The organism is Mesorhizobium sp. BH1-1-5, assembly GCF_020165615.1.
Taxonomy (GTDB): Bacteria; Pseudomonadota; Alphaproteobacteria; order Rhizobiales; family Rhizobiaceae; genus Mesorhizobium.
The window spans coordinates 124,932-146,831 of record NZ_JAIUIM010000017.1; the positions used below are offsets into that span (position 1 = coordinate 124,932).

Here is a 21,900-nt window from a genome sequence, read left to right on the forward strand (position 1 = left end):
GCCTGTGCCAGGGGCGGAACGCGATCGGCTACCGCCATCGTCTGCCGAAAATCGATCACATGTTCGTGTTGGCGTAACCAATCGAAGCGCATCCGCGAACCTGAAGAGGGCGACCATGCCCCTCAACAATGGGAGTTGTTAAGATGCACTCGATCAAGTTCGTTCTTATCGCCGGCCTCGTCGGCCTTTCCGCCTCGCAGGCCTTTGCCGAGGACACGATGGGCGCCATGACCATGATGAAGGGCGGGCAAGTCACCGCGATCATGCCGGACGGTCACATGGGCACGATGATGCCGGACGCCAAGATGAGCGCCGACATGATGAAGATGGCCAAGCCGATCAAGCATTGCATGATGATGATCACCGACGCCAAGGGCAAAGCCTACATGATCGACACGTCGACCAAGAAGGCCCAGGCCGAATGTGAAAAAATGGCGATGTGACCTCGCCGATCTTGCGTGCCGACCTCCCGCCGGCCGGTATGCCGGCGGGCTATCCGCCATCCGGCAACATCTCTGCCGAGCCTTCCAGCCGTGATCCTCGAGTGCTGTTCCTCGACCTTGCTGGCATAGCGTCAGGCCCGCCCTCGCGGGTTGATCGGCCTGGCGAGTGTGCTAGGCCGTGTCAACCATCAAGAGGACGGTCATGGCCGGCATATCGCGAAAATACCGCATGCTGCGGCGTTCACACGCCATGTGGGTGTCGCGGCGCGTCTGGCAGCCGCGCCTCGTCTTCTGGGCCGGAGCCATCTCGATCGGCCTGATCAGCGTTCTGTTCGCCCTGCTCGCCGACCGCGCGCAGGCCCTGTTCCATGTCGTGACGGGCAATGACGGCGGCTGGCGCTTCTATCTGCCGCTTGTGGTGACGCCGCTCGGTTTCGTCCTTTGCGCCTGGCTTGCCCATTCCTTCTTCCCGGGATCGCAAGGCAGCGGCATTCCGCAGGCAATCGCGGCGCGCCATCTGCGCGAGGAGGACGACCGCAGCCGTATCCTGTCGCTCCGGCTGGTGGTGGGCAAGATCGCGCTCACCATCGTCGGCCTCGCCTGCGGCGCCTCGATCGGCCGCGAGGGCCCGACCGTGCAGGTCGGCGCTTCCGTGATGCTGCAGGCGGCGCGCTGGGGCGGCATGGCGCAGGCACGCGGCCTGATCCTGGCCGGCTCCGCCGCCGGCATCGCCGCCGCCTTCAACACGCCGCTCGCCGGCATCGTCTTCGCCATCGAGGAGATGGGCCGCTCCTATGAGTCGCGCACCAACGGGCTGGTGCTGACGGCGGTGATCCTGGCCGGCCTCGCCTCGCTGGGCCTGCTCGGCAACTACACCTATTTCGGCGTCGCCAAGGACACGGTCGCCTTCGCCACCGACTGGCCGCTGGTGCTCGCCTGCGGCATCATCGGCGGCGGCGTTGGCGCGCTATTCTCGCTGCTGGCACTGAAAATCATGCGCCGCATCCGGCGCTGGAACGCGCTGCAGCCATTGCCGCGCGCGCTGGCCGTGGCGGCTGTCTGCGGGCTCGCCGTCGCGGTGATCGGCGTCGCGTCCGGCGGGCTGACCTTCGGCACCGGCTATGCGCAGGCGCGCGGCGCGATCGAAGGCGCGCCGCTGCCGGCCTTCTTCTTCGTCGAGAAATTCGCGGCCGGCCTATTGTCGATGGTATCGGGGATTCCAGGCGGCCTCTTCGCGCCTTCGTTGGCGGTGGGCGCTGGGCTGGGCAGCACCCTCGGCCTGGTCTTCGGCACGGCCACCGGCACGGCGGCGCTGCTCGGCATGGCCGGTTATTTCGCGGGCGTCGTGCAGGCGCCGATGACGGCCTTCGTCATCATCCTCGAAATGACCGGCAACCACGACAACGTGATCGCGCTGATGTGCGCGGCGGTGCTGGGCTACGGCACGGCTAGGCTCGTCTCCAACGAACCGCTCTATCATGCGCTGTCGCGGGTCTTCATCGCCGAGGCGATCCGGCGGCGCAGGGCAGAGCCGGGCGACACCGTCAAGGCATAGCAGGCCGAAGGGGATCCTCACAGGACCCAGCGGAATGCGCGCCGGAGCTCGGCGGCGCCGTCCTTGTCATACCACCGGCCATGCGCGATTATGACGCGTTCCGGCTGCCAGGCGAGCATCTGGCGAACCGCGGCCCGCAAGGCCCGACGGCGGCGAAAGAAGCTCAGCCGCATGTCGAGCGGCGCCTTGCCGTCCGGATCGGCAGCACCTGCGAGCCTGACGAGCAAGCGCAAAAACCAGCTGTGAATCCGCCCTGGCTCGAAGTTCTCGATCAGGTCGGTGAGGATCAGCGTTCGCGAGGCGCGATGAAACAGGACGGCCTCGGTGAGGACGTCGCCGCGTACGACCAACAGGTCGACCTCGGCGGGCCAGGGCGAGTTGTCCGCGACCAGCAGCCGGTCCACCGCGATTTGACGCTTCGCCCGGTCCTGCAGGCCGCGCACGGCGAGAACTTCCGCGTCGGGAAAAGCGCCCTTCCAGTCGGGCAGCCACCAGTAGTGAAGCGAGTTCGGAGCGACCAGGAAGCGGACCGGCCCCAGAAGCTCGACCGCGGACCGGAGCGCGGGCGCAAGCGCCACGGGTGAATGCAGGATCAGGTCGCCATTGCGAAGCCGTATGACCGTCATGCGGGTGGTGAAGGGAAATTCAAACGGTCCGACGCCGAAGCCGATCCGTGGCCCGTCCACGATCCACAGATCGGGGGCGACGGGTTTCAGGACATCGATCGGCTCATAGAGATCGAGAGCGGACCTGTCGGTGGGAGGTTCCTGGGACATGGCTGCCTGGCGGTAACTTGAAGCGCGATCCGGTCAGCCGAAACGGTTCGGCGTTTCCGAACCATATGGCGCGCCTTCGTCGGGAGGGAAGCGCGCGGCTTCACGCATCGCCAGCCACTCGCGAAGCGCCATGCGGATCACCTCCATGCGTCCGAGCTTCATGCGCGCCGCGATCCCCGACAGCACCACTTCGGTGGCCGGGTCGAACGCCATGGACGCCGAATCGCGCAGCATCGCCGCGGCGCGGAAATCGGCGCGCCGCGCTTCTTCGGCCGGACCGGCTTCCGCTTCGCCCGGCTTTGCATCGATGTTGCAATCCCGGATCGCAACGAGGCTGTCGCCTTCGATCGTCGCCAGGACGAGGCGCGACCCCGGCGGATAATATCTGGGCAAGGCAGCGGCCTGATCGGCGAGGATGGCGCCGTTCCACCCGCACAGCTCGCCGCCGAGCAGCCAGTTCCGCTGCCCGCCATTCGTCATCATGGCGATGTATTCCCCATCGCAGGGATAACCGATCAGTGCGATTTCCTCGTAGTCTTCCAATCCGCGCATGGCGATCGCCCGGCTCCTAGTGCGTTTCACCGTTTCACGGAAACGGCGAGACGCCCTATCTCCTTGTTTGACGCAATTCCGAACGGAAAACCGCTCACACTTTTCCTGGAATTGCTCCAGCTGGATAGGCTCCAGGGTCGGAGCCGGTTTGTTTCCTCTTTTTGCGAAAACGGCCCGGCAACCCCAAGCCGAGATGCCGGGCCGTTGGGAAGCGCCCACGCGCAACGCTTCCCGGGTCACCTTCCCGGGTCACCTGGGGGGCCGGCGACCTGAGACAGCGTCTCGTTCGCGCAGGCGATCAAAGGGACGGTGAAAGCCCGCAACCGCGCCTGCGACAGCCACAATTGGCGGTGCTCCCGTGACAGGCCTTTCATTGCGGCGCGAGCCGCCGAGGTGATCTCGAATGCGCCGCAGGCGGCGCACTGGAATTCCAACTTGCGCAGCGTGATCTCGGCTTCCAGGGACACTCCGGCGCAAACCGGGCAGCTGGACGGATAGTATCTCCTTTCGAACGACAGGAGGTTCATCGCGCGGACTTTTCCGACGGCATGCGGCATCGGCGGATCGTGAACTCCAACGTCGGGTGCATTCTTTTCCCTTCCGTGCAGCCAGCGGCGGCCGCGATCAGCCTCTTATCTTGGTCGCAACGCTGCGGCGCGTGGCGACCTCGATCTGCTTTGCTTCCACCTCGAGCCGATCCGGCGCGGCCGATCCCATCAGCGCGTAGGCCGTCCCCCCAGACTGCCAGTAGACCGTTGGCACGCGGCCGTCGGTGGCAGGCGTCGGCGGAACGGCGTCCTCGCCATTCATCGGCGCCGCCACGAGCGTGATACGTCCGACGCTTGGCGTATCGGCCGTCACGACCAGGCTCTGCTGTCCGTTCCAGGGCTGCACCTGGACATCCTTGACGGCCCATGACGAGGGCAGCGTCGGCATGCTGACGTTGACGGCGCCAACCAGCCGCTGGATCTTGTCCTGCTTGAGCTCGACGCCCTTTTCGGGGCCCGCGTTGAGCTGCGCGACGCGCAGCGCATCGCGCGCGGCCAGGATGAAGGTTTCATCAGCCGTCTTGCCGCCCTGGCGAAGCGGCACGGTGAGCGAGTTGGCCGACCATCCGATCGCGACCAGCGCGACGGCGGCAACCTGAAGCCTGAGCATGGCAAACATCCGCCTGCGGCGAAGCGCCTGTTCCAGCTGTTTCGCCTTGTCGACGGTGGCGCCGGGCGGGAACAATCGCCGCGGTTGGGAATCGCGCAGCGCCTCCATGCGCTGCGAGTGGGCAAACACCGCCGCCGCCAGTTCGGGCTCGTGGGCAAGCCGGGCCTGCAGCTCGGATCGCTGCGACGGCGACAATTCGCCGTCCAGCAAACGGCCGATGTCCTGTTCGGAAACGCGGTTATCAGACCACATCACGCCCTCCTATGATCTTCAAACGACGGGAAGCTGCGCTGTCCATGTTTTCCATATTGTTCTTCAAGGCTGTTCGAGCCCGGCTGAGGCGGGACATCACGGTTCCCGTCGGCACGCCCAGCAGTTCGGCGGCCTCGGCATAGGTGAAGCCCAGCACGCCGACGAGATGGAGTATTTCGGCCTGGTCGGTCGGCATCCGGGCGAGAGCCCTGCTGACGTTGGAGAGCTCGGCGCTGTGCTCCTGCGGCGGCTGCGAGGCAGCCTCCGACATGTCGGCGATGGATGCAAGGCGCCGCCTGTCGGCGTCGGCCCGGCTGGCGCCGGTGAAGAACGTGTTGCGGACAATCCTGATCAGCCAGGGCAGCAGCGGCCGGGAGGCATCGTAGCTGCCGGCCATCGACAGCGCTCGGGCGAGAGCTTCCTGCACCAGGTCGTCGGCGTCGGAATCATTGCCGGTGAGCACCCTGCCGTAACGCCACAAATCCTCCAGGTGCGGTATGACGTCGAACTTGGCTTTCATCCCATCTCATGCCGCCCGTCTCATGTTGCCCGTTTCAAGCCGCCCGTCTTCATGCTGCATTGACGCAAGCCGGGCCTACCTTGCCTGCGCTGCCCGGCCGGAGCCGGCGTGAAAGGCGGCCCAGCGGTCAGGGACAGGGACTGGCAACCGCTGGGCCGGATGGGAGCGTGCTCCTCCCGACCGCAAGCCCTGAAGACGCCAGTGCTTGCTGCCGCTCCCTGTTTTCGAGGTGGCCTTGTCTATGGCGACCACTTCAAAGAGCGTTCTCCCTCTTTTGCCCTATCTACCGGTCTCGGCCGGAAACTATTCCGTCCCGCCGTGCAATTTTTTCCGGACGCAGGGCTGCAGGCGAACGCCGGCGCGCGGAATCGACCGCCGCGACGCCGGGACAAAGCCGAATGGCAAAAAAGGCCGGACCTGGTGGTCCGGCCTTCGTCATTGTCGCCGACATGGCCGGCAACCACGACAATGCGGTTGCGCTGATATGCGCCGCCGAAGGGACGCGCGAGGCCGGCCTATCGTTCTTCCGCTTTTGCCTGTGGGAGGCGGACCTCGCTGTTGCGCCAGAGGGTCAGATCTCCCTGGCTTTCAACATCGCCTCGCGCATCGAGAGCTTCCAGCCGCTCGGCGATATCGTCCCAGGAAACCTTTTCGCCCGCCTTGCGAAGCGCGTCTTCGGTCTTTGCGAGGACCATGGCCGTCTTCTGCCATCGGTCCATCACCATTTGCATGATGGCGCGGTCGATGTTGCCGTCCGCCGCCAACGGGCCTCAGCCTATTTGCACTTGGCGATCGAGGCCAGCGCGGCCGAGATGCCCTTCAGCGAGAAGACGTAGGAGGTGGGGTTGCCGCGACCGGACTTGGCCTGCACCTTCATGTCGGAGCCGGTCTTCATGGCGGCGATCAGCACCGGCTCTTCCGCGGCGTTCTCGACCCAGGCCGACTTGCCGCGGGTAAACATCGAGAAGCTCTTCTTGTCGATGGTGACGGTGGCCTTCGAGCCTTCCTGGAAGTTGTAGCCGGCGATGAACTGCGGCTCGTAGGAGACCTGCTGCCCGGGCCGCTGGCTGACGAAGAAGAACATGTCGCCATGGTCGAGCGTCGTCGGCTGCTTGTCGGTGGGCACGGTCAGCACGTAGCAGACCTTGCCGGCTGCCGACTGATAGCTGTAGGTGCCCCAGGCATTGTGCTGGCCGATCTTGGTCGCCTGCTGCGCCAAAACCGGCACTGCCGAGGCCACCAGGACCAGGCTGGAAACTATAGCAATCAATCCGCGCATTGTTCTTCCCGTATTCCAAGTGGTGCGGAGGCGGGCCGCATGGCGTCCTGCCGTCGCTTCATTTTGATTTAATCAGGGTTACCAAACGGTGAATTGTCCTCGAAGAAAAGGAACTCACCCCAGGAAACCGCCACCATCCGCGCCGCCACTGTGGATTGAGGCGGGCGCGACGTCCCGGCGCGGAGTTGGATGCCACGAAAACGGCAAGAGTTTGTCTTTTCGCACGTGCTGATTTGCGGGTGTGAGGCGAGCCGCCGTCAGCCCTTGTCGGCAAGCGCGTCCCTGGCGGCCTGCCTGTGGGCAGGCGTGATATGGGCGCTGACGGCGGTGATAGCGGCGGTCAGCACGGCAAGGTCATCGGTGTAACCGAGGCCGACGATAAAGTCGGGAATGAAATCGAACGGCAGGACGAAATAGCCGAGCGCACCGAGCAGGGTGGCCTTGGCGCGCAGCGGCGTGTCCTTGTCCAGGGCGCAGTAATAGGCGGCGACGACCTCGTCCATGAACGGGATCTGCCGCGCCGCCTTCTTGGCGGTGCGCCAGAATTTCTCGCGGACCTCGCCTTCGCCGGCGAGCTTGTCGCCGAAGCCGAAGAAATCGAAACCGGTGCCTTGCGTCATCAGTCGCTCCTTGGCGGCCGCGTGCATCGTTGCAACGGCCTGCCGCGGGAAAATGTGGTGAAAGCGGGGGGCTGCTACAAGAGTTTAGGGTCTGCACCGGCCTAAAAATCGAACTCGCCAGCGCTGGCAGCGTGTAATCCGAGTCGGCAATCGCAGGGTTGGAGATTGGCCGAAACGCCTCATCGCGATCGTCATGTATGGACGGCCCCTCTTGGGCAAGAGGCAAAATGGCACCGGCGGCGCAAGTCTGGAGCGGTCATGTATTCGGCCTTTGATGCGGTCGAGTTGTGATGACCGCTGACCAACAAGGGTTACGCGGATCGGTTCCAATCATTCTAGCGCGCTTGGTGATCGCGATGACGACGGCGGAGTTTGCCGACCCAGGTCCTGACCATTTTGCCGTGCTGCCTTTTTGCTCCTTACGCTGTTGAGGGCTCGCTTGCGGTTAAGCCGCAGCTGGTGTCCTGTATTGTTGACCTGAGGTGAGCATTGCCCAGATGATGCGAGCGGTCTTGGTCGCCTGCGCCACGACGGCGACCTTGACCGGCCGCCTGGCCAGCAGGCCGCGTATCCAGGGCGAGCCCTTGTCGGGTTTGGCCCTGACCTGACGCAGCCAGGAACTGGCGCCGAGAATGAGCAGCCTGCACAGGTCTCTGTCGCCGGCGCGGCTGATATGGCCTGTTGGCCTGTGCTTGCCGCCGGTGTCATGGGTCTTGCGGGTCAGGCCCAGCCAGGCTGCGAAGTCCCTGGCCGAGGCGAACTGGCGGCCATCGCCGATGGCTGCGATGGTCGCATGCGCGATGATCGGGCCGACGCTCGGGATCGTCGTCAGCCGCAAGGCCGCTTGCTGCTTTCTTGGCCAGATCGATACCAAATCTGATAGCTTGCATGACGGACGGTCTCCTCCGCTGGGGTTTCAACACGACCAGTTTGGCACATTCGATGCCGCAAGGGCCGTCCACCCATCATTCTAGGGCGGAGCAAGGAGCGGAGCGACGCGGCGCAGACCAGGGACCCATGCCGTTACGTCGAGGCGTTGCCACGGTGCAGAATTCTGCCCCGCTGCATATTTCGGCCCAGGTCACGGAATGGATCCTCGGGTCTGCGCTCCGCTTCGCGTCGCTCTGCCCGTGGATGACGAAGCTCGCAAGCTTCGGCCAATCGCGAACGTCCGCCCCGGTCTGCGCCGCCGCGACGCTTCTGGGTCATGGCATGGATTCCAGGGTCTGCGCGCGTCGCTTCGCTCCTTGCTCCGCCCTGGAATGACGGAGTCACTTAAAAGCGAGGCTGCTCGTCACCCGAAATACCGGTTCATCTTCTTTGCCAGCTCGATATCCAGCGCCGTGACGCCGCCTGCGTCATGCGTGTTCAGGGTCACGTCGACGGTCTTGTAGACATTCGACCAATCCGGGTGGTGGTCCATCTTTTCGGCGGCCAGCGCCACGCGCGTCATGAAGGCGAAGGCCTCGGAGAAATTCTTGAAGACGAAGTTGCGCTTGATGGACGCGCCGTCGGCGGCGAGCGACCAGCCGTCGAGCTCGGCCAGGGCCGTGGCGATCGCATCCTTGCTGAGTTTCTCTCTGCTCATGTCGGTTTCCTGTGCTATTCGGGAAAAATGACCCGCACCATAGTGCATGTCGCCCAAAAGTGCGCAGCGGTTTTGGGGTGACGACAGGCATGAAACAACCGCCGGATCGATGAGCGCGAAGCCCATGAATTCCGTTCTGTTCGTCTGCCTCGGCAACATCTGCCGATCGCCGCTGGCGGAAGGCGTGTTTCGCGCTGTCCTTGCCGGGCAAGGGAAGGACCTGGCGATCGATTCGGCCGGGACCGGCGGCTGGCATGCCGGCGAAGAGCCCGACCGGCGCTCGATCGCGGTGGCCGCTGAGCATGGCGTCGACATTTCGGGGCAGAGGGCGCGCAAGCTGCGGCCGGACGATTTTTCGCGCTTCGACCTGATCCTCGGCATGGACCGGGCGAATGTGCGCGACCTCAAGGCGCTGGCGCCGCAGGTCGCGCGCGACCGCATCCATCTCTATCTGGATTTCGCGACGGGGAAGGCCGTGGACGTGCCCGATCCCTATTACGACGGCGCCGAGGCCTTCGCTTCGGTCTATCGCATGATCCGCGAGGCGTCGGAGGCGCTGGCGAAGCGGCTCGAGGCCAGCGTTTCGCCGGCCAGCGGCCAGGCTTCCTCGACGATGTAGGGACCGCCGCCGACCGAATCGCGCGACGACATCAGGACGAAGCGGCCGACGCGGAAGGGCAGCGCGGAAAAATTGCCGCGCGCCGAAAGATATTGCGCGACATCGAGCGGGTTCCCGTTGCGCAGGCGCGCCAGGGTTACATGCGGCGAGAATTTGCGTGGATCGGCCGGCAGCCCGAGCCGCTGGCAGATGCGGTCGATCTCGCCCTGCAGCGCCGTCAGGTCTGGCGAGGCCGATACGCCGGCCCACACCGCATGCGGCTTCTTGCCGCCGAAGGCGCCGACGCCGGAGAGCGTCATCTGGAAAGCGGGGCGGTGAACCCTGTCGAGGGCGTTGGCGATCTCGTCGGCGACATGGCCCTCGACATCGCCGATGAAACGCAGCGTCAGATGGTAGTTTTCGACATCGATCCAGCGCGCTCCGGGCAGCCCGCCCCGGAGCAGGGACAATGAGAGAGCGGCGTCACGTGGAATTTCGAGGGCGGTGAAAAGACGTGGCATGTGAAGCCTCCTGTCCTCGAATCGAAACTCTCGGCCCTAGCGAATCATCGATGCAGGCGCGGGGCAAGCGGTTTGTTGTCCACAATGTTTCCCCAGCGGAAAGCGTGGTATTCCGGACTCATGGCGGACCCTCATGATGGACCGCCATTGTCGGCGATCGCCTTCTCGACCATGGGAAGGATGCGCTCGACCATGACGTCGACCCCCCGGGGATTGGGATGCATGCCGTCCTCGATCTGCAGATCCGGGTGGCCGGCGACGCCGTCGAGAAAGAACGGATAGAGCGGAACGCCGTATTTTTCGGCAAGCCGCGGATAGATGGCGTCGAAGGCCTTCTGGTAGTCGGCGCCGAGATTGGGGGCGGCGCGCATGCCGGCCAGAAGCACGGGAATGTTGCGCTGCTTGAGCTTGCCCAGCATCGCGTCGAGGTTCTTCTCGGCAATTTCCGGCGCAACGCCGCGCAGCATGTCGTTGGCGCCAAGCTCGAGGATGACCAGCCTTGTGCCGTCCGGCACCGACCAGTCGAGCCGCGCCAGCCCGCCGCTCGAGGTGTCGCCCGACACGCCGGCATTGGCAACGGTGACGTCGAGGCCCTTCGCTTTCAGGGCCGCCTGCAGCCTGTCGGTGAAGCCCTGGCCAGGGCCGAGGCTGAAGCCCGCCATCAAGCTGTCGCCGAAGCCGACGATGCTGAAGGTGGCGGCGCGCGCCGGCGAAATGGCGCCGCAAAGGGCGAGGAAAAGGATGAGGGCTGCGGCAAAACGGTGTTTGAAAGCCATGCGGCGAGCCCCATATGACCGGAACAATCCAAGGGAGGAGACACCGGCCGTCTCCTTTTTCACATATAGGGCGCTTTCATTGTGACAGAAGCCGTCATCGCGCTGAGGGACGTATCGCTGACGCTCGGCGAGGGCGCGTCCTCCGTCCATGTGTTGAAGGGCGTGAGCCTCGATGTTGCAGCCGGCGAAGCCACCGGCATCGTCGGTCCGTCCGGTTCGGGCAAGTCCACCCTGCTCATGGTTCTTGCCGGTCTGGAACGAGTCGATTCGGGCACGGTCCGAATCGCCGGCGAGCTCATAAACGGCAAAAGCGAGGATCAGATTGCATCGTTTCGTGGGCGAAACATTGGCATCGTCTTCCAGTCCTTCCACCTCATTCCCAACATGACGGCGCTCGAGAACGTCGCGGTGCCGCTGGAGCTGGCCGGCCATGCCGATCCGTTCGGCGTCGCGGCGCGCGAGCTTGCCGCGGTCGGCCTGAGCGACCGCGTGACGCACTATCCAGGCGAGCTTTCCGGCGGCGAGCAGCAGCGCGTGGCGATCGCCCGGGCGCTGGCGCCGTCGCCGCGCATCCTCATTGCCGACGAGCCGACCGGCAATCTCGACCAGGCGACGGGAAAGCAGATTGCCGATCTTCTGTTCGCCAAGGCGGTGGAACGCGGCATGACGCTGGTGCTGGTCACGCATGATCCGGCGCTTGCCGCGCGTTGCGCGCGCCAGGTCTCGATGCGTTCGGGGCGGATCGAGGACGCGCCGAAGCCGGTTAAGGTGCCGGCCTGATGCGGACATTGAAGCTCGCCATCCGCTTCTCGCTGCGAGAGATGCGCGGCGGCCTGTCGGGCTTCATGATCTTCCTTGCCTGCATCGCGCTCGGCGTCGCGGCGATCGGCGGCGTCAATTCGGTGGCGCAGGCGATCAGTGCCGGCGTCGCCGACCAGGGCCAGACGCTGCTTGGCGGCGATCTGCGCTTCCAGGTCAACCAGCGCAGCGCTTCGGATGCCGAGCTCGGCTTCATCAAGCGCCTCGGCACGGTCTCGCAGACGTCCGGCATGCGCTCGATGGCGCGGCTGGAGGATGGCTCGGACCAGGCGCTGGTCGAGGCAAAGGCCGTCGACGACGCCTATCCGCTCTACGGCGCGCTGGAAACCGATCCGGCGCTGCCGAAGGACCAATTGTTCGGCGAAAGGTCCGGGGTGTTCGGCGCCGCCGCGCCCGATCTTTTGTTCGACCGGCTCAACCTGCACATCGGCGACAGGCTGAAGCTCGGCAGCGCCATTTTCGAGCTGCGCGCCAGGCTGGTCAGCGAGCCCGATGCGGTGTCGGACGGTTTTGGCTTCGCGCCGCGGCTGATGATCTCGCGCGAGGGCCTTGCCGCATCCGGCCTGGTGCAGCCCGGCAGCCTGGTCGAGAACGCCTATAAGGTGAGGCTGCCGGATGGCGCCTCCGAGGCGCGGATCAAGGACATCCAGGCCGAGGCCGCGAAGGATTTCCCGCAGGCCGGCTGGTCGATCCGCACGCGCAGCAACGCCGCCCCCGCGCTCTCCGCCAACATCGAGCGCTTCTCGCAATTCCTCACCCTGGTCGGGCTGACCGCGTTGGTGGTCGGCGGCGTCGGCGTGGCGAATGCCGTGCGCGCCTATCTCGACGGCAAGCGCGGCGTCATCGCCACCTTCAAGAGCCTCGGCGCCTCGGGCGGCTTCGTCTTCACCGTCTATCTCGTGCAGATCCTTCTGATCGCGGGCCTCGGCATCGTGCTCGGGCTCGTGCTCGGCGCAGCGATGCCCTTCGTGGCCAGCGCGTTCCTGCAATCTGTCATCCCCGTGCCGGCGCAAGGCGGCTTCTATCCTGGCGCGCTTGCCATGGCCGCGCTCTTCGGCCTGCTGGTGACGCTGGCCTTCGCGCTTCTGCCGCTCGGCCGCGCCCGCGACGTGCCGGCGACGGCGCTGTTCCGCGAAATGGGATTCGAGAGCCGCGGCCTGCCGCGCCTGCCCTATACCGGCGCGGCACTTGCGATCGTCGTCGCGCTGGCGGCGCTGGCGATCCTTTCGGCCAACGACTACCGCATCGCCTCGATCTTCGTCGGCGCCACGGTCTTTGCCTTCCTGGTGCTGCGGCTGGTGGCGGTGCTGGTGCAGTGGGCGGCAAAAAAGAGCCCGCGCGTCCGTTTCGTGTCGCTGCGGCTGGCGCTCGGCAACATCCACCGTCCGGGCGCGCTGACGCCCTCCGTGGTGCTCTCGCTCGGCCTCGGGCTGACGCTGCTGGTGACGCTGGCGCTGATCGACGGGAATCTGCGGCAGCAGATCTCCGGCAGCCTGCCGGAGCGGGCGCCGAACTTCTTCTTCGTCGACATCCAGAGCAGCGACGTCGATGCCTTCGCCAGCCTCGTAGGCAAGGAATCGCCGCAAGGAACGCTGGTCAAGGTGCCGATGCTGCGCGGCCGCATCATGGCGCTGAACGGCGTCGAGGTCGACAAGGTGAAGATCCCGGCCGACGGCGCCTGGGTGCTGCGCGGCGACCGCGGCCTGACCTATGACGCGAAGCAGCCGGAAAACGCGACGCTGACCGAAGGCAAATGGTGGCCGCAGGACTATTCCGGGGAGCCGCTGGTGTCGTTCTCGGCCGAGGAGGGCAAGGCGATCGGCCTGAAGCTCGGCGACAGCGTGACCGTCAATGTGCTGGGACACAACGTCACCGCGAAGATCGCCAATTTCCGCCAGGTGCAATGGGAGACGATGGGCATCAACTTCGTCATGGTGTTCTCGCCCAACACCTTTGCCGGGGCGCCGCATGGCTGGCTGGCGACGCTGACCGACAAGCAGGCCACGACGGCCGACGACGCAAGGCTGCTCAATGCCGTCACCCGCGCCTTCCCGGCGGTGACGACGGTGCGCGTCAAGGACGCGCTCGACATCGTCAACCGGCTGGTCGCGCAACTGGGCACGGCGATCCGCACCGCTGCCGGCGTCGCGCTGATCGCCTCGGTGCTGGTGCTCTCCGGGGCTTTGGCCGCCGGCAACCGGGCGCGCATCCACGATGCGGTGGTGCTGAAGACGCTCGGCGCGACAAGGCGGACGCTCATCACCGCCTTCTCGCTGGAATATGTGCTGATCGGGCTTGCGACCGCGCTGTTCGCGCTTGCCGCCGGCGGCATCGCCGCCTGGTTCGTGGTCGCGCATATCATGACGCTGCCATCGCATTTCATGCCGGAGGTCGCGGTGGCGACGATCCTGGTTTCGCTGGCGGTCACCGTGGGCATCGGCCTTGCCGGCACCTGGCGGGTGCTCGGCCACAAGGCGGCGCCGGTGCTGCGCAACCTTTGACGGAGGGGCTGACAGCCGCCCGCCCGGTTAAATCTTTGTAAGAATGCTGGGCGAATGGCCCGAAAACCGGCCTTTTGCCTTCTCACAAAGCGTTACCGCTCGTTACCGTCTTGTTCTTGACGTCGAGAACGCTCATATTTTGCGCAGGCATGCTGGAGCTCCGCCAGCGGCGCCTGGTCCCGGAATACGAGGGACCTGTCACCGGACGGGGCAGAAGCAACAGAGGATTTCCAATGGCTGATCCCATTCGCAACTACCAGACGGGCGCCGCCTCCGGCGCGCGCGTCGATATCGATCAGGGCCTGCGCGCCTATATGATCAAAGTCTACAACCTCATGGGGCTTGGCCTGCTCATAACCGGCCTTGCCGCCTGGGGCGCCTTCCAACTCGCCGTCACGGGCGACGGCCAGCTGACCGCCTTCGGCCAGCTCATCTATGCAAGCGCGTTCCGCTGGGTCGTCATCCTGGCGCCGCTCGCCGCCGTGATGTTCCTGTCGTTCCGTATCCAGTCGATGAGCGTGGGGGCGGCGCAGGCCACGTTCTGGGTCTATGCCGGCCTTGTCGGCCTGTCGCTGTCGACGATCTTCCTCGTCTACACCGGCACCAGCATCACCCAGACCTTCTTCGCCACGGCCGCGGCCTTCGGCGGTCTGTCGCTCTACGGCTACACGACCAGGCGCGACCTGTCGGCGTTCGGCTCGTTCCTGATCATGGGCGTGATCGGCCTGCTGATCGCGATGCTGATCAACATCTTCCTGCAGTCGTCGGCGCTTGGCTTCGCCATCTCGGCGATCGGCGTGCTGGTGTTCGCGGGCCTGACCGCCTACGACACGCAGGCCATCAAGGAAATGTATTATGAGGGCGACCAGTCCGATGTCGCCGGCCGCAAGGCAATCATGGGTGCGTTGAGGCTCTATCTCGACTTCATCAACCTGTTCATGTTCCTGTTGCAGTTCATGGGTCAGCGCCGCTAAAGGCGGTTGCCCGGTCTCAGTGGACCATAGACTTTGCGAAGGGCGGCCCAACGGCCGCCCTTTCCTTTTGCGCAGCCCTCTGCTGTTATCGAGGCAGTGAAGAGAATTGCACAAATTATGAGCAATATTGCGATCAGGGCCGCCACCGCGGCCGACCTCGACCGAATCACGGAAATCTATGCCGACGCGGTGGCGCACGGCACGGCAAGCTACGAGTTGGAGCCGCCGAGCCGCGCCGAAATGGGCAACCGTTTCGATGGCCTAACGGCCGGCGGCTTCCCTTATCTGGTGGCGGAGAAGGACGGCATCGTGCTTGGCTATGCCTATGCCGGACCGTTCCGGCCACGCCCTGCCTACCGATTCGTGATCGAGGATTCGGTCTATGTCGCGCCGGAGGCCAAGGGACAGGGCCTGGGCTCGCTGCTGATGCGGGCGCTGATCGAGACGGCGCGCACGGCGGGCTTCCGCCAGATCATCGCGGTGATCGGCGACGGCCACGCCGACAGCGCTTCGGTGCGGCTGCACGAGAAGCTCGGCTTCCGCCATTCCGGTCGCCTGGAAGGGTCCGGCTACAAGCACGGACGCTGGCTGGACACGGTGTTCATGCAACTGCCGCTGAATGGCGGTTCGGAACTGCCGCCCGATCCGGAATCGCTGCCGGAGCGGAAGTTCCGGGCTCAAAGGGAACTGAAGAACTGAGGAACTGAAGAAGGCCCCAGGGCACTGTTTTCCTCAGTTCTTCAGTTCCTCAATTCTTCAGTTCCTGTTCTCACGCCTCCACGACCCTCAACTTGGCATCGAAGACCCCGAGCACGCGGCCGAGTTCCTGGCCGCGCTTCAAGATGCGGCCGCCAGCGGCGATGACGGCGAAAGCGCCTTGCCGGCGCGCCAGCTTGGGGTCCTTGACGATCTGGAACAGCGGCACTTCGCTGGCCCGGCGGAAGACGGAAAAGACAGCGCGATCAGTGAGATGGTCGATGGCATAGTCGCGCCATTCATTGGCCGCAACCATGCGTCCGTAAAGCCTCAGGATCTGGTCGAGCTCGCGCCGGTCGAATCGCACCGGCTGGTCGAGGCGGGCGTTGCGCGCCTCGTGCAACGGGATCAATATTCCGGATGCTTCCCCATCCTCCATCCCGCCGCTGTTATCGGTCATGCCTCGATCCTTCGATTGAATCATGCGCCGGCCAAGGTTCGCGCTTTCAGGATCAAATTGCAAGGGCCGGCCGGGCACGCGGCGCGGTCGCGCGGTTTCACAAACGTCCAGTCACGTTTGCAAAACGCATGTTGGAATTGGTGATACTCCGCCACATTCTTGCCACAGATAATCCGCGCTCATGCCCCAATGTCCGACGAGTTTACCGGCGTTGCCTGAGACGGTTCGGTCCGGCACCGGCTCGTAAACCCCAAGCCCCCCGCCCACGGGTCTGCGTCGGATCGAACCAACCTCGGTTTTTCCTTGGAAAAATCAGGTGCGACGATCCCAAAACCTGAATAACCGGCGTCAGAAGCAAGCTGACGCCGGTTTTTTTATTTTCCTTCTCCCCTTGTGGGAGAAGGTGGCCGAGCGAAGCTCGGTCGGATGAGGGGTGCTGGAAGGAATGAGGCGGCGGTAATTTCGAGCTTGCTGCCAAGCTGGAACACCCTCATCCGTCGCCTTCGGCGACACCTTCTCCCACAAGGGGAGAAGGGAAAAAGCTAAAGCCGATCCGGCTTGTGGATGAAGGCGGCGCCGAGGATCGGCCCGGGCATGCCGTCCTTGCCGACCGACTGCAGCAGCACCGCGCAGCCGCCCTTCTTGGCGATCTCGGTCATCGGCAATTCGTAGCGCTGCGCCTTGCCGTGCCACATGCCGGCGGTCTGGATGTCGGACACGGCGTTCCAGTAGGTCAGGCTGCGGCCGCTGTTCTCGCCCTGGCCGATCTTCACCATCTGCGGCGGATCGAAATAGACGATCACCACATGGGCGTCGGCCGGGCCGTTGCCGGCATCGCCCGCGTCGATCATGACGCGGTCGCTGGTGCGGCTCACCTTGATGGCAACCCGCATGCCCTCGCCGGTCCTGTCCATCCGGGCCAAGGCGCCGTCGACATCCTTGCGGCTGGCCCCGTTGACGTGGCTGCGGCCATTGATGACGGCTTGCGGCGTGTAGACGGAGCGGCTGCCGAAGGCGCGCATATAGTCATATTGGCGCTCGGTATTCTCCTTGGTGCTCAGCGTGTCCTGCCAGCCGAGATAGTCCCAGTAATTGACGTGGTAGGCGAGCGCGACGATGTCGTCCTTGCCGGCAAGCTCGGCGAAGAACTCGTCGGCCGGCGGACAGGAACTGCAGCCCTGGCTGGTGAACAACTCGACCACGCCCAAAGGCTTGTCGGGCTTGCCGGTCGCGGCCTCCTCAGGCTCGGCAGCCAGGGCCACGCCGCCCAACGCCGCAAGGGCCAGCGCTACTGCCGCAAGCCGCAATCGTCCTCGAAATGCCATGACTTTTCCAATTCCCGCCGGTGACGCCGGCCTTGTTCTGATTGCTAAAATATGTGGCAGAAGCGCCAGTCAACGGGAAGTCACGTTGCGGTGAAATTTTTGCTGTTGCAGCCGCAGGTAAGGGCGCAATAGGAGAGGCGGTTGCATTTCAAGGCTTGGTTCGATTCGGGGGCAGCATCCTCACCATGTGGCAAACTCTCCTGACCCCTGTCGATCTCTATTGCGAACGGACGGGACCTGGACTTTGGGCAGAGCCGGCTAATGCTTTGACCAACCTGGCTTTCATTGCCGCGGGACTGTGGGGCGTCCAGCAGGTGCGGCGATACGGGACCGGCACCTTCGCCGAAGTGCTGGCCTGGTGGGTGGTGGCGATCGGCATCGGCTCGACCTTGTTCCACACCTTCGCCAGCAAAGGCACGATCTGGGCCGACATCCTGCCGATCGCCGGCTTCACGCTGGCCTACACGCTTTTCAACCTGCGGCGTTTCCTCGGCATGGAATGGGGCAAGGCGATCCTCGTCTTCGTCGCCTTCTATGTCGTGGCCGGCCTGATCGCCTACGCCGTGCCGGACTGGCTGCGCCAGGCGTCGAACGGCACCACGGGCTACCTGCCGCCTTTCCTGGCGCTCGCCTTCTTCGGGGCGTGGGTGGTGGCCACCGGCAACCGGGCCGGCTGGTACAATTTGGCGGGGTCGGCGATCTTCGTCGTCTCGGTGATCTGCCGCATGATCGACCCGCTGGTCTGCGCCAGCTTCCCGCTCGGCACGCACTTCCTCTGGCACGTCTTCAACGGGCTGATGCTGGCCGTGCTGCTGGCGGCGACGGCAAGGTTCGGGGCGCCGAGGGAGAAGGAAGTAGTGAGTAGGGGGTAGTAAGTAGAGACGCTCTTTTCCCTACTCACTAATTCCTACTCACTACTCCCTGCTTTACGCCGCCAAATCTCGCAGCACGTACTGCAGAATGCCGCCGTTCTTGAAGTAGTCGAGCTCATCCAGCGTATCGATGCGGCAGATGATCGGCACGTTCTTCACCGTGCCGTCGCCATAGGTGACCTTGGCGACCATCTTCTGGCGCGGCTTGATGGCGGAGAGCCCGTCGATCTCGACCAGCTCGTCGCCCTTGAGGTTGAGCGAGGCCCATGAGGTGCCGTCCTCGAAGACGAAGGGGATGACGCCCATGCCGACCAGGTTCGAGCGATGGATGCGCTCGAAGGACTGGGCGATGACCGCGCGCACGCCGAGCAGGTTGGTGCCCTTGGCCGCCCAGTCGCGCGACGAGCCGTTGCCGTATTCGACGCCGGCGAAGATGACCAGCGGCACGCCTTCCTGCTTGTATTCCATGGCGGCGTCGTAGATCGACATCTCCTCCTTCGAAGGATAGTGGATCGTGTAGCCGCCCTCGCGGCCGTTCTCGCCCAGCATGTGGTTGCGGATGCGGATGTTGGCGAAGGTGCCGCGCATCATCACCTCGTGGTTGCCGCGCCGCGTGCCGTACTGGTTGAAGTCGGCGACACCGACGCCATGCTCGGTGAGATACTTGCCGGCCGGCGAGGCAGCCTTGATCGAGCCCGCCGGCGAGATGTGGTCGGTGGTGATCTTGTCGCCGAACAGACCGAGCACCCGCGCGCCCTTGATGTCGCCGACCTTGCCGAAGGCGCGGCCCATGCCGGCGAAATAAGGCGGGTTCTGCACATAGGTCGAATTGTCGTCCCAGGCATAGGTCTGGCCTTCCGGCGCCTTGACCTTCTGCCAGTAGGCGTCGCCCTTGAAGACGTCGGCATATTTGCGCGCGAACAGCTCGCGCGTGACGTTCTTCTCGATAAACTCCTGGATCTCGGCCGAAGTCGGCCAGATGTCCTTGAGATAGACCGGCTTGCCATCGCTGCCTTCGCCGAGCGGCTCGGTGGTCAGGTCCCCGGTCACCGTGCCGGCCAGCGCGTGCGCCACCACCAGCGGCGGCGAAGCGAGATAGTTCGCCTGCACATCCGGCGAGACGCGGCCTTCGAAGTTGCGGTTGCCCGAGAGCACCGCGGCGCCGATCAGGCCCTTGTCGTTGATGGTCTTCGAGATCGGCGCCGGCAGCGGGCCGGAATTGCCGATGCAGGTGGTGCAGCCGAAGCCGACCAGGTTGAAGCCGATCTGGTCGAGCTCCTTCTGCAGGCCCGACTTCTCGAGATATTCCGCCACCACCTGGCTGCCCGGGGCGAGCGAGGTCTTCACCCACGGCTTCTGCTTCAGGCCGCGCCGGTTGGCGTTGCGGGCCAACAGCCCGGCGCCGATCAGCACGCTCGGGTTCGAGGTGTTGGTGCACGACGTGATGGCGGCGATGACGACGTCGCCATGGCCGAGATCGTAATCGGTGCCTTCGACGGCATAGCGCTTCGAGATCTCGGCCGCCTTCTTGTACTCGGTCTCCATCGCCTTGGCGAAGCCGGCGGGGATGTCCTGCAGCGCGACGCGGCCCTCGGGCCGCTTCGGGCCGGCCATCGACGGCACGACGTCGCCGAGGTCGAGCTCGAGCAGGTCGGTGAAGACCGGATCGGCCGAGCCTGTGTCACGCCACATGCCTTGCGCCTTCGAATAGGCCTCGACCAGCGCGATGCGGTTCTCCTCGCGGCCGGACATGGTCAGGTAGCGGATGGTTTCCGAATCGACCGGGAAGAAGCCGCAGGTCGCGCCATATTCCGGCGCCATGTTGCCGATGGTGGCGCGGTCGGCCAGCGTCATGTTGGAAAGGCCGGGGCCGAAGAACTCGACGAACTTGCCGACGACGCCCTTCTTGCGCAGCATCTGGGTGACGGTGAGCACGAGGTCGGTGGCGGTGACGCCTTCCTTCAGCTTGCCGGTGAGACGGAAGCCGATGACTTCGGGCAAAAGCATGGAGACAGGCTGGCCGAGCATCGCGGCTTCGGCCTCGATGCCGCCGACGCCCCAGCCGAGCACGCCGAGGCCGTTGATCATGGTGGTGTGCGAATCGGTGCCGACGCAGGTGTCCGGATAAGCGGTGGTCTCGCCATCTTCCGCGTTGGTCCACACCACCTGGCCGAGATATTCGAGATTGACCTGGTGGCAGATGCCGGTGCCGGGCGGCACGACGCGGAAGTTGCGGAAGGCCTGCTGGCCCCATTTCAGGAACTTGTAGCGCTCCTCGTTGCGCTCATATTCGAGCTCGACATTGCGGGCGAAGGCCATCGGCGTGCCGAACTCGTCCACGATGACGGAGTGGTCGATGACGAGGTCGACCGGCACCAGCGGGTTGATCTTCTCCGGATCGCCGCCGAGCGCCTTGATGCCGTCGCGCATCGCGGCCAGGTCGACCACCGCTGGAACGCCGGTGAAGTCCTGCATCAGCACGCGGGCCGGACGATAGGCGATCTCGACGCCGGCGGTGCCCTTGTCGGTCAGCCAGGCGGCGACCGCCTGGATCGATTCCTTGGTGACCGAGCGGCCGTCTTCGTTGCGCAGCAGGTTTTCCAGCAGCACCTTCATCGAATAGGGCAGCTGGGCGATGCCGGTAAGGCCGTTCTTCTCGGCCTCAATGAGGTTGAAATAAACATAGTTCGCGCCACCCACGGTCAGGGTGCGGCGGCAATTGAAACTGTCGAGGGATTTCGTCACGGCGATCCGTCCTTGTCTGTTCAGCCTGAAAGGGAACGGACGCCGTTGGCATGCAATCACGCGCAAAGGTGCGGGTACGGCCATTTCCGCTGTCCGCTCCCAAGCAACCCGAGCCGTTCAAGGCGGCGCGTGCGCTGGTTCGGCGCTAATTCTGATCCCGTGCCGACCGCTGGCACGGATGAACCGCATATAGAGAATTTCCTGGAATAGTTCTAGACAGTCGAAAGACGAATTTGCGTGAAGCGGCGAGCGCCGCGAAACGGTGCTTTCGGGACGGGCAAAGAATGCGGCTGATCGCCGAAAATCTGGGCGGCGAGCGCGGCGGCGAGACGGTTTTTTCCAACATCGGCTTCGCGCTCGGCAAGGGCGAGGCGCTTGTCGTCACCGGTCCGAACGGGTCGGGCAAATCGACGCTGCTGAGGGTAGTCGCCGGCCTGCTGCCCGCCGCCCAGGGCAAAGTGCTTGTCCAGGGCGGCGGCGAAGCCTTCCCGACAGTCGCCTCGGCCTCGCATTATCTCGGCCATCTCAACGCGATGAAGACGGCGCTCAGCGTCGAGGAAAATCTCGGCTTCTGGCGCGCGTTCCAGGGCGAGCCCGGACTGGGCGTCGAGGAGGCGCTGGAGACCGTGGCGCTCGGCGGTCTCGGGCATCTGCCCTTCGGCTATCTGTCGACCGGGCAGAGGCGGCGAGCGTCGATCGCCAAGCTTCTGGTCAACCGCCGGCCGATCTGGCTGCTCGACGAGCCGACAGCGGGGCTGGACAAGGCTTCGGAGGAACGGTTCGCGGGGCTGATGCGCGGGCATCTGCGGGGTGGAGGGATCGTGGTGGCGGCGACGCATCTGCCGCTGGGGCTGGCGGGGGCGAAGGTGT

At 64.9% G+C, this 21,900-nt stretch carries 24 protein-coding genes; 9 read left to right on the plus strand and 15 right to left on the minus strand.

Going from position 1 to position 21,900, the window contains the following annotated elements; all coding sequences use genetic code 11:
• Positions 1-143: 143 nt before the first annotated feature.
• Both LB572_RS22505 and LB572_RS22510 read left to right on the plus strand, forming a co-directional pair.
• On the plus strand, positions 144-443 hold the full coding sequence (locus LB572_RS22505; protein WP_140805539.1) for a hypothetical protein: 300 nt from the start codon (positions 144-146) through the stop codon (positions 441-443).
• Between the two features lie 202 nt (positions 444-645).
• A complete protein-coding gene (locus tag LB572_RS22510; RefSeq protein WP_140805541.1) occupies positions 646-1,998 on the plus strand; it encodes a chloride channel protein in 1,353 nt (450 codons plus the stop codon).
• A 17-nt stretch (positions 1,999-2,015) separates the two neighbouring features.
• On the opposite strand, the gene LB572_RS22515 is transcribed toward LB572_RS22510, so the two are convergent.
• From LB572_RS22515 to LB572_RS22560, 10 genes are all read right to left on the minus strand, one after another.
• Positions 2,016-2,774, minus strand: a complete 759-nt coding sequence (locus LB572_RS22515; protein ID WP_224669253.1) for a DUF4336 domain-containing protein — start codon at positions 2,772-2,774, stop codon at positions 2,016-2,018.
• Between the two features lie 33 nt (positions 2,775-2,807).
• Positions 2,808-3,566: a hypothetical protein gene (locus tag LB572_RS22520; RefSeq protein WP_224669254.1), complete on the minus strand. Its 759-nt coding sequence runs from the start codon at positions 3,564-3,566 to the stop codon at positions 2,808-2,810.
• Positions 3,563-3,883: a hypothetical protein gene (locus tag LB572_RS22525; RefSeq protein WP_224669255.1), complete on the minus strand. Its 321-nt coding sequence runs from the start codon at positions 3,881-3,883 to the stop codon at positions 3,563-3,565. Before LB572_RS22525 ends, LB572_RS22520 begins: the two co-directional genes overlap by 4 nt.
• Positions 3,884-3,950: 67 nt before the next feature.
• On the minus strand, positions 3,951-4,736 hold the full coding sequence (locus tag LB572_RS22530) for an anti-sigma factor family protein (RefSeq protein WP_224669256.1): 786 nt from the start codon (positions 4,734-4,736) through the stop codon (positions 3,951-3,953).
• The gene (locus LB572_RS22535; RefSeq protein ID WP_140805551.1) at positions 4,726-5,256 is read right to left on the minus strand and encodes a sigma-70 family RNA polymerase sigma factor; all 531 of its coding nucleotides are present in this window, start codon (positions 5,254-5,256) and stop codon (positions 4,726-4,728) included. The genes LB572_RS22530 and LB572_RS22535 overlap by 11 nt, the downstream gene beginning before the upstream one ends.
• Positions 5,257-5,771: 515 nt before the next feature.
• Positions 5,772-6,020: a hypothetical protein gene (locus LB572_RS22540; protein ID WP_224669257.1), complete on the minus strand. Its 249-nt coding sequence runs from the start codon at positions 6,018-6,020 to the stop codon at positions 5,772-5,774.
• Positions 6,021-6,031: 11 nt separating this feature from the next.
• Positions 6,032-6,535 carry an invasion associated locus B family protein gene (locus LB572_RS22545; RefSeq protein ID WP_140805555.1) on the minus strand — a complete coding sequence of 168 codons (504 nt, stop codon included), beginning with the start codon at positions 6,533-6,535 and terminating at the stop codon, positions 6,032-6,034.
• Positions 6,536-6,792: 257 nt separating this feature from the next.
• On the minus strand, positions 6,793-7,155 hold the full coding sequence (locus LB572_RS22550) for a YkvA family protein (RefSeq protein ID WP_140805557.1): 363 nt from the start codon (positions 7,153-7,155) through the stop codon (positions 6,793-6,795).
• Between the two features lie 445 nt (positions 7,156-7,600).
• Positions 7,601-7,993: a transposase gene (locus LB572_RS22555; RefSeq protein WP_224669258.1), complete on the minus strand. Its 393-nt coding sequence runs from the start codon at positions 7,991-7,993 to the stop codon at positions 7,601-7,603.
• A 456-nt stretch (positions 7,994-8,449) separates the two neighbouring features.
• Positions 8,450-8,743 (minus strand): 4a-hydroxytetrahydrobiopterin dehydratase, encoded by a 294-nt coding sequence (locus tag LB572_RS22560; RefSeq protein ID WP_224669259.1) that lies wholly within the window; start codon positions 8,741-8,743, stop codon positions 8,450-8,452.
• A 109-nt stretch (positions 8,744-8,852) separates the two neighbouring features.
• Here LB572_RS22560 and LB572_RS22565 point away from each other — a divergent pair, with 109 nt between their 5' ends.
• Positions 8,853-9,362 (plus strand): low molecular weight protein-tyrosine-phosphatase, encoded by a 510-nt coding sequence (locus LB572_RS22565; RefSeq protein WP_224669260.1) that lies wholly within the window; start codon positions 8,853-8,855, stop codon positions 9,360-9,362.
• On the opposite strand, the gene thpR is transcribed toward LB572_RS22565, so the two are convergent.
• Entirely contained in the window at positions 9,269-9,862 is a 594-nt protein-coding gene (thpR, locus tag LB572_RS22570; protein ID WP_140809466.1) for an RNA 2',3'-cyclic phosphodiesterase, read from the minus strand. The two genes, LB572_RS22565 and thpR, sit on opposite strands and share 94 nt — an antisense overlap.
• Positions 9,863-9,993: 131 nt before the next feature.
• Positions 9,994-10,638, minus strand: coding sequence for an arylesterase (locus tag LB572_RS22575; RefSeq protein ID WP_224669261.1), 645 nt, complete (start codon positions 10,636-10,638; stop codon positions 9,994-9,996).
• Positions 10,639-10,719: 81 nt separating this feature from the next.
• On the opposite strand from LB572_RS22575, the gene LB572_RS22580 reads away from it, so the two are divergent.
• The 4 genes from LB572_RS22580 (at position 10,720) to LB572_RS22595 (ending at position 15,631) form a co-directional block, all read left to right on the plus strand.
• The gene (locus tag LB572_RS22580; RefSeq protein ID WP_140809470.1) at positions 10,720-11,418 is read left to right on the plus strand and encodes an ABC transporter ATP-binding protein; all 699 of its coding nucleotides are present in this window, start codon (positions 10,720-10,722) and stop codon (positions 11,416-11,418) included.
• On the plus strand, positions 11,418-13,958 hold the full coding sequence (locus tag LB572_RS22585; protein WP_224669262.1) for an ABC transporter permease: 2,541 nt from the start codon (positions 11,418-11,420) through the stop codon (positions 13,956-13,958). Before LB572_RS22580 ends, LB572_RS22585 begins: the two co-directional genes overlap by 1 nt.
• Before the next feature lie 233 nt (positions 13,959-14,191).
• Entirely contained in the window at positions 14,192-14,932 is a 741-nt protein-coding gene (locus LB572_RS22590; protein ID WP_224669263.1) for a Bax inhibitor-1/YccA family protein, read from the plus strand.
• Positions 14,933-15,049: 117 nt separating this feature from the next.
• A complete protein-coding gene (locus LB572_RS22595) occupies positions 15,050-15,631 on the plus strand; it encodes a GNAT family N-acetyltransferase (protein WP_224669264.1) in 582 nt (193 codons plus the stop codon).
• A gap of 70 nt (positions 15,632-15,701) precedes the next feature.
• Here LB572_RS22595 and LB572_RS22600 read toward each other — a convergent pair whose 3' ends face one another.
• A complete protein-coding gene (locus LB572_RS22600; RefSeq protein ID WP_224669265.1) occupies positions 15,702-16,088 on the minus strand; it encodes a DUF2794 domain-containing protein in 387 nt (128 codons plus the stop codon).
• A 542-nt stretch (positions 16,089-16,630) separates the two neighbouring features.
• Complete coding sequence (locus tag LB572_RS22605; protein WP_224669266.1) at positions 16,631-17,413, minus strand: DUF1223 domain-containing protein; 783 nt, start codon at positions 17,411-17,413, stop codon at positions 16,631-16,633.
• 185 nt (positions 17,414-17,598) lie between these two features.
• On the opposite strand from LB572_RS22605, the gene LB572_RS22610 reads away from it, so the two are divergent.
• Positions 17,599-18,285, plus strand: a complete 687-nt coding sequence (locus LB572_RS22610) for a ceramidase domain-containing protein (RefSeq protein ID WP_224669267.1) — start codon at positions 17,599-17,601, stop codon at positions 18,283-18,285.
• 54 nt (positions 18,286-18,339) lie between these two features.
• Here the strand turns inward: LB572_RS22610 and acnA are convergent, their stop codons facing one another.
• Positions 18,340-21,030 carry an aconitate hydratase AcnA gene (gene acnA / locus LB572_RS22615; protein ID WP_224669268.1) on the minus strand — a complete coding sequence of 897 codons (2,691 nt, stop codon included), beginning with the start codon at positions 21,028-21,030 and terminating at the stop codon, positions 18,340-18,342.
• Positions 21,031-21,314: 284 nt separating this feature from the next.
• Between acnA and ccmA the strand changes: the two genes are divergently transcribed.
• On the plus strand, positions 21,315-21,900 hold a 586-nt coding region (ccmA, locus tag LB572_RS22620), incomplete at its 3' end, for a heme ABC exporter ATP-binding protein CcmA (protein WP_224669269.1).